Raw genomic sequence first — 14,317 nt, 5'->3', positions numbered from 1 at the left:
ATCGCGGGCAAGCAGCTCTCCCACAATGGACTTTCGGTCTGATGTGGGAGATTCCATGTTTGCCTGCAAGCTGAATTGCGACTTGGGGCTTGCTTTAGCCGGGAAGGCGATATTCCTGACGATACATGTGTCAGCTGTAACAGCTCTTCCCGGCTAAAGCCGGTCCCACTTCACTGCGCCAATCTCGGGATCACATCAGACCTGTAGGGGCTGGGCTTTGTCTGGGCCACAACTCCGATGATAAGGCTGGATGCGATCTACGTTGGACCGCATTACCAACTCACCCGTACCCCCAGATTTCCTGCGATCCCACTCAAGTGCTGATCATCCATATTCTCGCTGTAGTCTGCGCTGAGATAGACGCTCACCCCCGGCGAAACCGTGGCCACGACGCCTGCACCTGCGTTGGCGTAGCTAGAGCGGTGCTTGGTCTTTATCTTGTCGGTGTGATTGAAAGTGACGGTGTCTGCACCGTCAAAGTTGTGCCACAGGTTTGTGCGCACGTAGGGCTCAATGGGCAACCCACTGACCATGTACCGAGCTTTAAGGCGCGCGCCAAGCCGTGCCGTATTCCAGGACTGGGAGTCGAAGGACACATCCGATATGCCGTCGTTCTGGCTGTCGAGCTTGATGTGCTGATGGATTAACTGTGCTTGCGGTTCGATAACCCAATCAGCGCCAAGAGGAATCGGATACCCGGCTTCAACAGATAACGTCAGTGCACGACCTTTGGTGTCAATGCGCACGCCTCGATCAGAGCGGCTGTAGCCATCCAGTCGGGTGCCCATGGCGACGGCATCGACATACCAGCCTTTGGGATCAGTCAGTGTCCAGTAAAGCCCGAGGCTGTCGCCTTCGAGTTTCAGCTTGCCGGTTTTACGGTCCTGAAACCCGCCCGCGAAGCCTTTCACGTCGCCATCGAGTCGACTATGCCCGGCAAACAGGCCAGCGCGTTGTATCCGCTCGTTGTCGTGCTGTGCAGCATAAACGTCGTGACCGACTTGATAGCCCTTGAGCGAGGCGTCAAGGCTTGGATCAACTGTACCGGACCAGCTCTGTTTGACACTGCTGCCAAATATCCGCCCCCAGCCAGCCGGCGCCCACCCTGACTCTGTTAACAGGCTCTGCTCACCCTGACGGTCATGGAAAGTGCCCAGCGACATCAGCGTCAGCACCGCAGCTGCGGGAGGCACTACGGCGTAGTTCGGTACTTCCAGGCGATAGAGGGGAATCGGTGCTGCACCAGCAATTGCTGCCGGTAGCGGCGGGGTGCCGATGGCTGCAACTGGCGCAAACGCCGCGGGTTGCAAAGGGGCTGTTGTCGGCGGTGTTGGAGTGCCTGGACTGGCGGGTAACGTCGGTGTTGTGGGCTGAGAGGGTTGCCCGGGAGGGACAGGTGTCGGCGTTTCTGGATTGGGCACAGCCAGCACGAGAGGAGGCGCCAGCACGGTCGAACGCAGGAACCAGCTGTTTTCTGATCCCGCCGTAGCGCCTCCTTTAAACAGGTAATAGTCGTAAGCGCCGACCGATAGTGAGTTGCCCAGTGAAAACGCGGTGTTTTCGCTGGTGGCGCCGTTATTGGCCTCCACGACCTGAATACCGTTCTGCGCAGTTGCAGCACCCGGACCGCCCAGGTTGGTGACATTGATTTGCGTCGTGCCGGACAGGCTGCCTTTAGAGACCACCAGTTTGTCGCTCGGCGATGAATCGTCACCCAGCACGGATTGCAGCAGCAGTCGTCCATTGCTGCCTGCGTAGTTGCCGTTGATAGTAAGAGTGTCGGTCGCCGTGCCGTTGCGGCTTAGGTCTAGCGTGCCGGCATTGTTTAGCGTTGCCAACTGCACGGCATTGAACGGGCGCACGCCACCGGAACTGGAGGTGATTGTGCTGCTCGTGTCGACGTTCAAGACGCCGGTGCCGCTCGCTGTATCGCCAAGCACCATTTCGCCAGTCAGATCCAACAGGCTGCCGTTGTTCAGGTTGACTGTCTCCCAATTGGCGTAGCGAGCCGGGACCGATGTGCTGACCGCATCGAAAGTGAGCAGGTCGGTGCCCAACCCGCCATCGAGTAGCGGGTTGGCTCCCAGCGTGGTTTCGTTGAGTTGGGTCAGGAAGGCAAGGTCATTGCCGTCTGCCATCAATACCGTGCCTCTGACAAAACCAGCGTTGCGCCAACTGAACGTGTCATTACCGAAGCTGGCACGTATCCCGCCTTTCACCTCGCCACCAGATACCGTGATGCTGTCATCGCCACCACTGACGCTGATGACCCCGCCAATGCTGCCACCGGACAAGATAATCGTGTCACGGCCAAAACCCGTCACCAGATTATTGATAATGGTGCCGCCCGACATATCGAACAGATTATCGTCCAGTTTCATGTCGACCCGGCCGATGCTGCCACCGGTCATGCGGGCGATATCACCGTCTTCGAATGCGGTGCTGATCGTACCTCCTGTCATCAGGAAGGTATCCAGGCCATCGCCTTGGGTGAGCGAACGCATTATCCCTCCACTCATGAAGAAGTCATCGGGGTCAAAGCTCTGATTCACGTCACCGGTAATAGTCCCGGCCGTAATGCGGAAGGTATCGACCCCGGCGCCCTGATTGAAGTCGCCAACGATGCTCCCGGAATTCATCTCGATGTGGTCCTGACCGGCACCGAATGAAACGTTGCCGATGATAGAGCCGGTGCCCCCCACAGGAAAAATCAGCGTGTTGTTCCCGCCAGGGTTGGTCAGCGGGCCGCTGCTACCGCTGTCGCAAATCTGGATGTCGGAGCCGATGGTGGAGTTCAGGTCACAGGCCGCTTCAGTCGATTCGGGGAGGAGGGTGATTACTATTGCCAGGGCTATTCCGGTGTAGCCAGTTGCATCGTTACGAAACCATATTTTTCTCATGACCGCGCTCCCTGCTGCGGGGTCAGGGAGGCTTTCACTGCTTCATCAATGCCAGCAACCGCGCAGTAGTCGAGCGACTGCGGGGCAGTCGCTCAGGATCCTGATTGTTTTCAATAAGCAATAATTTCAACGAGTAACAACAGAAGTTAAGGAGACAATCCGAGGCCCGTCAAGAAGTTGACCGACCGCAGGTAGGTATCGAGGGTTTTTATGCGCAACGGCTATTACAGATACACTTCGACCGCCAAAGGCAGATGGTCCGAGAGATGTGTCCAGGGCTTGTTACCCAGAATCCGCGGCTCATGACTGGTGGCGTTACGCAGATAAACCCGGTCCAGACGCAGCATCGGGAAACGTGCCGGGTAGGATTTAGCCAGCGCGCCGTGGTGGCGTTCGAAGACTTCGTGCAGATACTCACAACGGGCCAGGCGTTTGTTGCCGCGCAATTGCCAGTCATTGAAATCCCCCGCGATGATCACCGGCGCATGGCTGGGCAGGGAGTCCAGCAGTTTGCAGAGCAGGTCCAGCTGTAACTGCCGGTGACTTTCCAGCAAGCTGAGGTGCACGCAAATCGCGTGGACTTCATCGTGGCCGGGCACCTGAAGTACGCAGTGCAGCAAGCCACGGCGCTCGGGGCCGGTAATGGAAATATCAAGATTGCGGTGCTGCAGGATCGGATATTTCGAGAGGATCGCGTTGCCGTGGTGACCGTCGGGGTATACCGCATTGCGACCGTAGGCAAAGTCGCTCCACATGCTGTCGGCCAGGAATTCGTAATGTGAGGTTTCTGGCCAGTCAGGGTGTCGCGAAGCGTGGCGCTCGTGGCTGCCCAGCACTTCCTGGAGAAACACCAGGTCGGCACTGGTGCTGCGCACAGCTTCGCGCAGTTCGGGGAGGATGAAGCGGCGATTGAGCGCAGTGAAGCCTTTGTGCGTATTAACCGTGAGTACGCGCAATCGGTGAATGTCGGGGGTATCACTCATGTCCACTAGGTCGGCGCTTACGCCAGCAGGATCAGGGGGCACGCGGATGCTCCTATAAACGGGGTATGTAGATCGGACTGGTGCGTAATGCTCCAGTTCATCTTTTTTATGCCCCGCTAACCTGAGCCCTCGCACGACGCGACAGCAGTACCGTCAGGCCCAGCCCGCCAATTGACAGCAGCGAAGCAAAGAAGAAAATCCACGAATAACCCAACCCCAAGGCAATCGCGCCCATGATCGGTCCGGCGATGGCCAAAGCCAGATCGAAGAACACTGCATAAGCACTCAACCCGGCGCTACGGCTGCTGGACGGCACTTGCTTGATCGCTTCGACGCCCAACGCCGGATAGACCAGCGACAGACCCAAGCCCGTCAGACCCGCACCGGTCAAGGCAAATGCGGTGTTGGGCGATACCCAGAGCAGTACCAGGCCGAGGGTTTCGACGCCCATGCAGAGAATGGCCGAGGTAAAACCGCCCAGTCGGTTGATCGCACCGATAAACAACAACCGCGCCGCGATAAAGCACACGCCGAAGACGCTCAGGCACCAGGCCGCACCTTCCCAGCCGCGGCTGACATAAAACAGAGTGATGAACGTGGTCATGGTGCCGTAGCCAATCGACGCCAGGGTCAGGCTCAGACCGTAGGGTGCAATCCGGCCAAACACCGACCAGAAGGGCAGCCGCTCGCCCTTGATCACCGGCGGTGCGGTTTGTCTGCGGATCACCAGCAGCGACAGAGAGGCCATGACTGACAAGGCGATGCCCAGCGTGTAGAAACCCAGTTCCTGACTCATCAGATAGCCCAGCGGCGCACCGATGGCGATGGCGCCGTAAGACGCGATGCCATTCCAGGAAATGGCCCTGGCGGTGTGTTCCGGGCCAACCTTGCCAATGCACCAACTGATACTGCCCACGCCGATCAGCCCTTGGGAAACCCCCAGGAACAGCCGGGAGATAATCAGGATAGTCAGACTGACGGAGGGCAAGTGATCCAGCATGGCTGCAGCGAAGGTCAACATGCCGCTCAGCGTGATGCCTGACATGCCGTAGACCACGGCCAGCTTGGTGCCGATGGTGTCGCAGATCTTCCCGGCCACCGGACGGCTGAGCAGGGTCGCAAGGTATTGCGAACCAATTGTCAGACCTGCGATCACTGCGCTGAAGCCCAGTTGGTCATGGACGTAACCTGGCAATACCGCAATCGGTAAACCAATGCACAGGAAGGCAACGAAGGTATAGAAGACGACAGAGATGATCTGCAGGGTGATCATCATGGAGCTGGGCTGTGCGGCAGGCGAGGGCGGGGTGGCAACGGACATTGGGCTCTTTCGCTGGCAGGCGGTTGGGAGTGGCCACATCATCGCCCCGGTCGCAGACAAATGAAAGCAGGCTAACGATTTAAACACGCAGCAATTTGTAAAACAGTAATTGCTGGAAATCTAAAGTGGTCATAGGATGACTGACCACAACCATAAAAATAAAGGATCTTCTGTGAGCAAACCCCTTCTTATGGCCGCTGCGGTCGTCTGTGGTTTAAGCATGAACGTCAATGCGTCGACCTTCGCTTATATCTCCAGCCCTGTTGACGGGCTGATTTCCCAATACAGCCTGGATGAAGCCAGCGGGAAGCTAAGCCTGGTGGAGCAGACCAAGGCAGGAGACATGGTCAACCCGATGGCCATCAGTCCAGACGGCAAAGTGTTGTACGCGGCGTTGCGGGTGAAACCTTTTCAGGTGGTGGGCTTCAGCATTGATCCCAAAAGCGGGCGTTTGACTGAACTGTCCCGGGGCCCGCTGGCTGAAAGCCTGGCTTACCTGTCCACGGACCGCAGTGGCCGCTTCCTGATGGGGGCTTCTTACGGCGCTGATGCCATCACGGTGCAAGCCATCGATGAAGCGAAGAAACCCGACGAGAAAATCCAGACTTATAAAACCGGCCCGCATGCGCACTCGGTCCGCACCGATCCGAGCAACCGCTTTGCTTACGCCGGCAACCTCGGTGCTGATCACGTGCTGCAATATCGGCTGGATGACAAGACCGGAGCACTGACGCCGATTGGCAGTGGCTTTGTCAGCGTACCGGCGAAAACCGGCCCTCGGCATCTGGCGTTTTCCAGCGACGGCAAGTTCCTGTTTGTCGATGGCGAGATGAGCGGCACCGTCACTGCGTTTTCGATTGATGACAAGACTGGCGCACTGACTCAAGTGGCCCAGGCCAGTGGTATTCCAGAGCGTTTGAAACTGGTCCACGGTGAAGTGCGAGACGCGAGCAACAACGACCTGAAGGATGACCCGACGCCACGCATCTGGGCAGCTGACCTGCGCTTGTCGCCAGACGGCAAACTGCTGCTCATGACTGAGCGCACCACCAGCTCGGTATCGGCATTCGCGGTCGATGGCGCAACCGGTGCGTTGACCTTTCTTGATAACTACCCGGTGGAAGAGAAGCAGCCGCGCAACATCGCCTTCTCGCCAAACGGCAAGTGGTTGCTGGTGACCGGTGAAAAAGCCGACAAGGTAGGTGTTTACAGCGTGGGCGACAAGGGTGCGCTCAAGCGCGCCAGTGAAGCGGAGTCTGGCAAGGGCGCATTGTGGATCGAGGTGCTGCAGGTCCAGTAATGCTTGCCCTGAAATGAAAAAGCCCGGTCAGATTGACCGGGCTTTTTCATTTCAGGCTGTGTGGAAGAACTCTAGTGATGCCCCGGTAGGAGCGAACTTGTTCGCGAGGGGCCATTCCAGTAACGGCATTACTGCCTGACACTCTCGCCAACAAGTTGGCTCCTACCGGTTTTGAAAGTTCAAAGATTGATCAGCCTTATCAGAACACCACACCCTGGCTACGCAGGTAGTCATCGTAGGTGCCGCTGAAGTCGGTTACGCCGTCCGGGCTTAGCTCGATAATGCGTGTAGCCAGCGAGGACACGAATTCACGGTCGTGGCTGACGAAGATCAACGTGCCTGGATAGTTTTCCAGCGCAAGGTTCAGCGCTTCAATGGATTCCATGTCCAGGTGGTTGGTCGGTTCGTCCATGATCAGTACGTTTGGCTTTTGCAGGATCAGCTTGCCGAACAGCATGCGGCCTTGCTCACCACCGGAAATCACCTTGACCGATTTCTGGATTTCGTCGTTGGAGAACAGCATCCGGCCCAACGTACCGCGGATCATCTGCTCGCCCTGAGTCCACTGGCCCATCCAGTCGAACAGCGTGACGTCGTTTTCGAAATCGTGAGCGTGGTCCTGAGCGTAGTAACCCAGTTCTGCAGCATCGGTCCACTTCACACTACCGGCGTCCGGAGTCAGCTCGTTGACCAGCGTGCGCAGCAGGGTGGTCTTGCCGATACCGTTCGGGCCGATGATCGCCACGCGTTCGCCTGCTTCAACCTGGAAGCTGAAATCCTTGAACAGAGGCTTGCCGTCGAAGCCCTTCGCCATGCGTTCGACGATGACCGCCTGACGGTGCAGCTTCTTGGTTTGTTCGAAACGAATGAACGGGCTGACACGGCTCGAAGGCTTGACTTCGGCCAGTTGGATCTTGTCGATCGCCTTGGCGCGGGAAGTCGCCTGCTTGGCTTTCGAGGCGTTGGCCGAGAAGCGGCTGACGAACGATTGAAGCTCGGAAATCTGTGCTTTCTTCTTGGCGTTGTCCGACAGCAGTTGCTCGCGGGACTGGGTCGCCACGGTCATGTACTCGTCGTAGTTGCCCGGGAACAGACGCAGCTCGCCGTAATCCAGGTCAGCCATGTGGGTGCACACGCTGTTCAGGAAGTGACGGTCGTGAGAGATGATGATCATCAGGCTGTTACGCTGGGTCAGGATGTTTTCCAGCCAGCGAATGGTGTTGATGTCCAGGTGGTTGGTCGGTTCGTCGAGCAACAGCACTTCAGGGTCGGAGAACAGCGCCTGAGCCAGCAGCACGCGCAGTTTCCAGCCTGGCGACACTTCGCTCATCGGGCCGTTGTGCTGTTCGATGCCAATACCCAGACCCAGCAGCAATTCACCGGCACGGGATTCGGCGGTGTAGCCGTCCATTTCTGCGAATTCGGTTTCCAGTTCGGCGACGGCCATGCCGTCTTCTTCGGTCATTTCCGGCATCGAGTAGATGCGGTCACGCTCTGCCTTGACCTTCCACAGCTCTTCGTGACCCATGATCACCGTATCGATCACGGTAAATTCTTCATAGGCGAACTGGTCCTGACGCAACTTGCCCAGACGCACATTCGGCTCGAGCATCACTTGCCCACCAGAAGGCTCCAGATCGCCGCCCAGGATCTTCATGAAGGTGGATTTACCGCAGCCGTTGGCGCCGATCAGGCCGTAACGGTTACCGGCACCAAACTTGACCGAGACATTCTCGAACAAGGGTTTGGCGCCGAACTGCATGGTGATATTCGCTGTGGAGATCAATTACCTTACCTTTCAATTAGTTACGCGGCTCTGGTTTGTGCCTTGGACCAACTCTGGACCAATATTAAGCTTTTCCATCTCACCCCAATCGCCACTTGAGCTAAGCCAGCGCGCATATGTCGAGAGCAGCATCTGGACTGAGTGTCCGAGCTGTTGGGCGATAAAAGAGGGATTCATTCCAGACATTATGCATATTGTCGCATAAGTGTGACGACAGTTGTACGGCGGCCGATGTCGCACCCCCAATTTGATGAGCGTAGGAATCCATTGCTTATGAAGGTCGGAGGTCTGGCGAATGTGCACAGTGTTCTTTGACGGGGGGAAGCAGTACGGGAAATCCTTTAGCTTGCCTTTCCCATTTTTCCTGCGCTCCAGATAGGATTGTGCAAAGCGGAGAGCATGAATTGCCCGATCGTTCAGCAGTACGTAGCGGTTTTTTCGTGTCTTGGTGCGTTCCTTGATCTCGCCCCGTACGATCACTCTACATACGCGGGCCTGGCGTTTTTCGAAATCAATCTCGTCCCAACGCAGCGCGATGACTTCCTGGAGTCGCATGCCGGTGAAAAAAGCAAACTCGAAGAACGCCGCATAGATGTGGCTGGGCCAATGCTCGGCACCGTAAAGGCTGGCGATAATCTGGTTGGCCTCTTCTATCGTCAGTGGGTCAGGGTTGGGTGCCTTCCGCTTTGGCATGTCCAGAAGCTCGGCCGGGTTTTTGTCCAGCAGATCCTCGCGAACGGCATCATCCAAAATGGTTTTCAGTTTGGTGATCGCGTTACGCTTCACTCCTTGTGAGAACCAATCAATTTTGCCAATGATGCGCCTGAGCATCATGGTGGTGATGGTGCTGACCGGAGTCAGCACCAAGTGAGGCATCCAGTACAAATTCATGGTGCCAACATAGTTGCTGCGTGCACCTTCCTCGATCTCTCTCCCATCAAGCCAGAGCTGGACGTATTCGCCGAATAGAACTGTCGCATCGGCAGCAATCGCCGAGTCAGGAAACAGCTCGGCGTATTTTTGGTCCGTCATCAGGCCATGCTTGATCAGCCCGACTACTTGATCTCTAAAACGGGTGGCAGCCTGGATCCCGGCTTTCGTGGGGGGATACGTGAGCGTTTCGGAGCAACGCTTCCCGTTCCAACTGAACCTGAAACGGAATGTCTCCCCCCTGAGATCAAGCCCGGCGGGGAGACCCATAGACTTTCTAGCCATTCGTCATATCTCCTGACGCTGTAAATGATGTGGTTTCCGATCTTGTTCCAGATGCCATTGGGTATCTGCCCGCGACTACGCCTTGCCTGGAGTGCTTTAACGGTCGTACCGAGGCGGTCGGCCATTTGCTTCTCGGTGAGTTTGTCCGGTTCTGGTAAGTCGCTGATTTTCTGTTGGGCGGCCATGATTGCGTCCTCGGTGATCTGGAGGCGTGCTGCTCCAAGCCGCCCTATGGCGGCAGAAGGGGTTAGGCGGATATCTTGCTGAGTGCTTCGTCGGCTACCTTCATGGCTGCCTGTGCTTCATTCACGTAGGCCGGATCGAATCCGCCACATAGGTGAATGGTTGCTTGGCATGCCCGCAGGTTCTCGCGGGTGAGTTTGAGTGCTGCGACCAATTGCTCCTGATCGGCAGTCAGCTTTATGGCGTGCTGGCGGACCGAATCTGCGTCATTCATCCATTCCTCAGCCATGATCTCGAAGTGTTCGGCTGGCTCCCAGGGTGAAGGGATTACGTTAGTCACCCAGTCAGTCCACATTTCAACGCTTTCACCCCGCGCAATCCGTTCGGCTTTCATCTCGTCGCCTAGGTCACGGAGTTCTTTCGCCCGGCGCTCAGCGTCTTCTTTGTTCAGGCATGGATATTCTTCGCCCGGACCGACGCTATGAATCGCCCAGAGCTCGATCTTCGGCTCGGCCAGCTTGGCGCGAAGGTAGGTCACGATTGGGCGAATTGGATCTGTCGCCTCCAGCTCAGCAAGGATTGTTTCGACTGTCGCCCGTTCTATCGAGAGGACCTCGACGGCGGGGCTAGATGGGGCAGTCAACGCTGCAATCTGTTGTTCAATCGTGGACATAGCGAATCCTCGCCCGCCGATCACCGGCAGGCTCGAAGTAGGGGTGGAGGGTTGGGTTACTTGGTTTGCTTCAATGCCTCGGCGGCGCACGCCCGGCCGTATTCCAGCATCTGTTCAAGCGTGTAGCCCGGCAGTTCTCGATCAGGCTCCAGAAAACCCATGTGCCGTGGCGGGTAAGTGAGCGTTACAGCTATGGGTGTCAGATTGAGCTGGGTTTCGCTCATGGCGTCAGCACTCGGCGCGCCCACCAGCACACAGGACCATCATCGGTATCGTGAATTGCCAGGCAGAACCAATCTTCGCCGTCTGGCCGGTCCGGCTCCCAGTAACTGCAGTCAGGGTCGCCAGCTTCAAAGTAGCGTTCCGAGACGGCCTGGTCGCTCGCATACTCGAGGGATACCATAGTTACCTCAAGCCCTTGTCCAGCGACCCACGCTTTGCATTTCTCGCCATCACCTTCATCGAAGTCCGGCATGTCGGGATGCTGGAACATACCGTTTTCATCGCGAGCCACGTTTGCTGGCTGGATCAATTTGATTTCTTCGGGCATGACTTCGTCCTTGCCGCTACAGCGGCTATCAAGTTCATAGAGGGATGGGTATCGTTGCCACCTCAGAAAGGGAGGTGCGACGTGTTCGTACATGGAGTTGAATATCGGTTTTGCTGTGCCTCAAGCGTCGTTGAAGGACACGACGGTCTTGCGCTCGAGTGTTGGAGAGGCGAAAACGGTCTGTTATTTGAAATCTTTCGAAATGACGAGACACTTCGCTTTGAGGTGACTCTGTTCGTACAAGACGTTCCGCTTGAACTGCTCGAATACGCTGTACCTATTGCCCGGGAGCGCTTAGGGGATTTTGTTCCTTGCCCCTGACACTCGTCCTTGCCGCCAAAGCGGCTGACATTGAGTTGAGCTAACCAGACCGGCCGTCACAAATAGTGACTTTCACCGATCGGGTGTTTGTGACGCGAGGCAAAGCAAGCTTCACTGAATGATGGAGGCCACCAATGGAGTGCTGGCGGCCGGTGAAGATGATCACGGAGGGATTATGAGCGCCACACAGGAATGCATTTACAGCCACTCACTCGTAGCTGTATTCAGCGCGGCATTCAGGTTGGGGTTCGATCCCTATGCCTTGGCGCTACAAGCAAAGATGGAATTGTTAGGCGATCGAGAGGATGACGAAGGTCCGAGTATCCTCGCCTGCGCTGCTGATCGGGTAATAAACGAGTCGCTTTTGGTGGCACGACTTAGATGCCGCTTGCTGTATAGCTCTTCAAGTTGGGAGTTACCCAATGAATGAGCTTGCCATCTGGTTTGCCCTTTGTGTATTGGTGCTAGCCGGATTGATCGCATACTTGTTTGTCATGTTTTACGGCGACGACTAGCGGTGCCACCGGTTTCCGAAAAGCGACTCCTGTGCGCCCAACATCACTGCACCTGGTATTCGGTGATGGTGTGCGCCGGGCTGTCGCGAATGCTCAGGCGATCTGCGATGTAGACTTCCAGCTGTGCGCCTTGCGATTTGTCCCAACCGGGCAGGGTGGCCACGTGGTCGCAGGTGGTCATCTGCCGGATGGCTGCGCGCATACACAGATGCCAAGGCGCGTCGGCTGGAAGCGGGTTCTCGGCCGGGTTCTCGACTTCGTAGCCCAACGTCCGGAGTCTAGCGGCCTCTGCGTGAAACGCGGGGTAGTTGAATTCAGGCAGGCCCGTCATGGGGCCAGCCAAATAGAGTCGGGTCATGCCGCCACCTGTCGTTGAATAGTGGCGCGCCAAGGATCGTTGGCCTGGGCAAGTGCTGCCATGGGCGGCGGGCTGACACTGTTTCCACACATGTGCACTTGCTGGGTTTTGGTGAACGGCTTGCCGTCGGCGCCCTTGTCGATGATGTAGTCGGCGGGAAAGCCCTGAGCCTTGTACAACTCGGCCGGTTGCAACATACGAAGGCAGATGTCGACGATCACGTAGGGGGTCCCCTTGACCATCACGGTTACTAGGGCCAAGCGGTCCTTCGTGGTGATCGTCGGCGCTGGCATGCCGCAACTACTCATGTTCTCGGTGCCGTAGTAGCTGATCAGGAATGCCGCAACGCGCAGCGCGCCTTCCTCGTGCTCTGGCGAGAGCTTGAAAGAGACGACTGAGCTTTTACCGCCACCGCCTGCCGTTACTGTTGGTGCTGGTTCATCCAGACCCTGGCCAACGCTGGCACCGAACTGGCGCTCCATGAACGCAGATACCAACCCGTGGTGGGTGCCGCCTGCGCTGATGGTGTGCAGAGGATCGCCCAGGTCGCGGGCGTCACAGTTACCGCGCAGGTGCACCAGGTTCGCTGCTACCAACTGCTGCTGGCTGCCGGTGTTCGTGACCGTCGTCATCGGCTCGTCTGCGCCCGTGGCGTGGGTGGTATTGAAACCGCCATTCATCTGCGCCATGAACACCGTCGAGATGCCCATGGCGTGCGCGGCACCTGCTGGCCGCTGGTAGTTGCCGCCGCTGGTTATCGTCGGCAACGGCTCGTTGAGTGGCTTGCCTTCATCGTCGAAACGAAACTTCACCAGGTGCGCAGCGGCAATGCCATACTTCCCGCCTGACGCCATGATCGTTCCGAGCGGGTCATTCATGTCAGCGCTGCGCGGTGCAGACCCCGGCTTGTCCCCGTTGCCGAGCTGAACGAGACTCGCAGCTGCTACACCTCTATGATTCTGAGCGAGTAGGGTGCCCATCGGCTGATCTGCCGATGTCGGCTTGCCCGAGTACTCCGGCCCACCAGCACCAACCATCACAGGGCTGACTACTGAGAACGACCCGCCTTTCGGGTAGGAGGTCACGGTGCGCAGCGGTTCATCAGATGGCTGTACGTTGCCAACCGACCAGTTAGCGATCGGTACAATGAATGGCGCGGGGTTATCGATGACGAACTTCTTCATTCCTTTGGCTACGCGCCGAAGAGTGGCGGGGGCCAGGTCCTTCTTGCGGCCAAAGATGCTTTTGCCGAGGTCGCTGAAGTCGATGCACTCGGCGGCGGTGCGCCATGGCTTCTGGCCTTTTGCAGGCTTCTTGGCGTGTGTCGGTTCAGGCCAGACAATCGGCTGACTATCACAGCGGGCCAGCATGAACAGACGCTCGCGGCTGGTGGGCGCGCCGAAGTCACATGCCTTAATCACTTTCCACTCAACGACGTAGCCCATGTTTTCCAGCAGCGCTACGAAGCGTCGCCATGTGCGGCCGCGTTGCTTGGGATCTGGAATCAGAAACTGTTGGCCGACCGGAACTACCTCACCAGGTGCCGCAACCTCGCCACCGAGTTTAACGACGCGGCCGGTGGCTTTGTCCCGCTTAGCGATCAATCTGCCCCACTGCAATATCTGCTTCACGTTTTCCAGGCTGATCACCCGGGGCCGTTTCATGCCTGCCCACTTGAGGCCAATCCATGACAGGTTACGAATCTCGCGCTTGCGCGGCTGGCCGCCGGCCGCCTGGCTGTGATGCGTGCAGTCCGGAGACATGTGGAACCAGCCCACGGCCCGGCCACCGCATTCGGCATCCGGATCACCTTCGAACACGTCCGTGGTGAAGTGCTTGGCATGCGGGTGATTGACGGTGTGCATGCTGATAGCCGCTGCGCTGTGATTCTTCGCCACGGCAACCGCACGACCCAGCCCTATTTCCAGCCCGGTACCAGCTCCGCCGCCGCCACAGAAGAAGTCGACAACGATCTCATCGTCTTGCGGGTTGAAGCCAAGGCCGTACTGGGTTTTGAAATCGAAGGGGTGTTTCTTCTGGTGAGCAGACATGGGGATACCTCGCCGGTATATTCGGCGCTAAATCAATGGGAGGTTTTGAAATGGATGTACGACCTGAAGACTGCTGTGCTGCTGCGATGAATGAAGTTGATCAGGAGGGCGTAACTGACCGGCTTCACCATTACGGAACAGAAGAGCGAAATGCGTTTCTG

Annotated in this window: 11 protein-coding genes; 1 reads left to right on the top strand and 10 read right to left on the bottom strand. The window is 57.4% G+C overall.

The features are described 5' to 3' along the window. Positions 1 to 272: 272 nt before the first annotated feature. The 3 genes from CKW31_RS08490 to CKW31_RS08480 all read right to left on the bottom strand — a co-directional run bounded on the left by CKW31_RS08490 (position 273) and on the right by CKW31_RS08480 (position 5,204). Positions 273 to 2,900 (bottom strand): autotransporter outer membrane beta-barrel domain-containing protein, encoded by a 2,628-nt coding sequence (locus CKW31_RS08490; protein ID WP_095093905.1) that lies wholly within the window; start codon positions 2,898 to 2,900, stop codon positions 273 to 275. A 224-nt stretch (positions 2,901 to 3,124) separates the two neighbouring features. Beyond that, on the bottom strand, positions 3,125 to 3,883 hold the full coding sequence (locus tag CKW31_RS08485; protein ID WP_095094016.1) for an endonuclease/exonuclease/phosphatase family protein: 759 nt from the start codon (positions 3,881 to 3,883) through the stop codon (positions 3,125 to 3,127). Between the two features lie 106 nt (positions 3,884 to 3,989). Then, positions 3,990 to 5,204 carry an MFS transporter gene (locus tag CKW31_RS08480; RefSeq protein ID WP_095093904.1) on the bottom strand — a complete coding sequence of 405 codons (1,215 nt, stop codon included), beginning with the start codon at positions 5,202 to 5,204 and terminating at the stop codon, positions 3,990 to 3,992. A gap of 172 nt (positions 5,205 to 5,376) precedes the next feature. Between CKW31_RS08480 and CKW31_RS08475 the strand changes: the two genes are divergently transcribed. Further along, a complete protein-coding gene (locus CKW31_RS08475; protein WP_095093903.1) occupies positions 5,377 to 6,504 on the top strand; it encodes a lactonase family protein in 1,128 nt (375 codons plus the stop codon). A 199-nt stretch (positions 6,505 to 6,703) separates the two neighbouring features. Here the strand turns inward: CKW31_RS08475 and CKW31_RS08470 are convergent, their stop codons facing one another. The 7 genes from CKW31_RS08470 to CKW31_RS08435 form a co-directional block, all read right to left on the bottom strand. Next, positions 6,704 to 8,290, bottom strand: a complete 1,587-nt coding sequence (locus tag CKW31_RS08470) for an ABC-F family ATPase (RefSeq protein ID WP_095093902.1) — start codon at positions 8,288 to 8,290, stop codon at positions 6,704 to 6,706. Positions 8,291 to 8,302: 12 nt separating this feature from the next. Beyond that, complete coding sequence (locus CKW31_RS08465; protein WP_095093901.1) at positions 8,303 to 9,505, bottom strand: tyrosine-type recombinase/integrase; 1,203 nt, start codon at positions 9,503 to 9,505, stop codon at positions 8,303 to 8,305. Positions 9,506 to 9,752: 247 nt separating this feature from the next. Then, positions 9,753 to 10,361, bottom strand: coding sequence for a hypothetical protein (locus CKW31_RS08460; protein WP_095093900.1), 609 nt, complete (start codon positions 10,359 to 10,361; stop codon positions 9,753 to 9,755). A gap of 56 nt (positions 10,362 to 10,417) precedes the next feature. Then, entirely contained in the window at positions 10,418 to 10,585 is a 168-nt protein-coding gene (locus CKW31_RS29790; RefSeq protein ID WP_176469829.1) for a hypothetical protein, read from the bottom strand. Continuing rightward, entirely contained in the window at positions 10,582 to 10,911 is a 330-nt protein-coding gene (locus tag CKW31_RS08455; RefSeq protein WP_095093899.1) for a hypothetical protein, read from the bottom strand. Before CKW31_RS08455 ends, CKW31_RS29790 begins: the two co-directional genes overlap by 4 nt. A gap of 879 nt (positions 10,912 to 11,790) precedes the next feature. Further along, on the bottom strand, positions 11,791 to 12,105 hold the full coding sequence (locus CKW31_RS08440) for a DUF4406 domain-containing protein (protein WP_095093897.1): 315 nt from the start codon (positions 12,103 to 12,105) through the stop codon (positions 11,791 to 11,793). Then, positions 12,102 to 14,156, bottom strand: coding sequence for a DNA cytosine methyltransferase (locus CKW31_RS08435; RefSeq protein WP_095093896.1), 2,055 nt, complete (start codon positions 14,154 to 14,156; stop codon positions 12,102 to 12,104). Before CKW31_RS08435 ends, CKW31_RS08440 begins: the two co-directional genes overlap by 4 nt. Positions 14,157 to 14,317 lie beyond the last annotated feature (161 nt).

It is taken from the genome of Pseudomonas sp. Irchel 3A5, assembly GCF_900187575.1.
Classification (GTDB): domain Bacteria; phylum Pseudomonadota; class Gammaproteobacteria; order Pseudomonadales; family Pseudomonadaceae; genus Aquipseudomonas; species Aquipseudomonas folii.
This window is presented reverse-complemented; position numbering and strand designations above follow the sequence as displayed.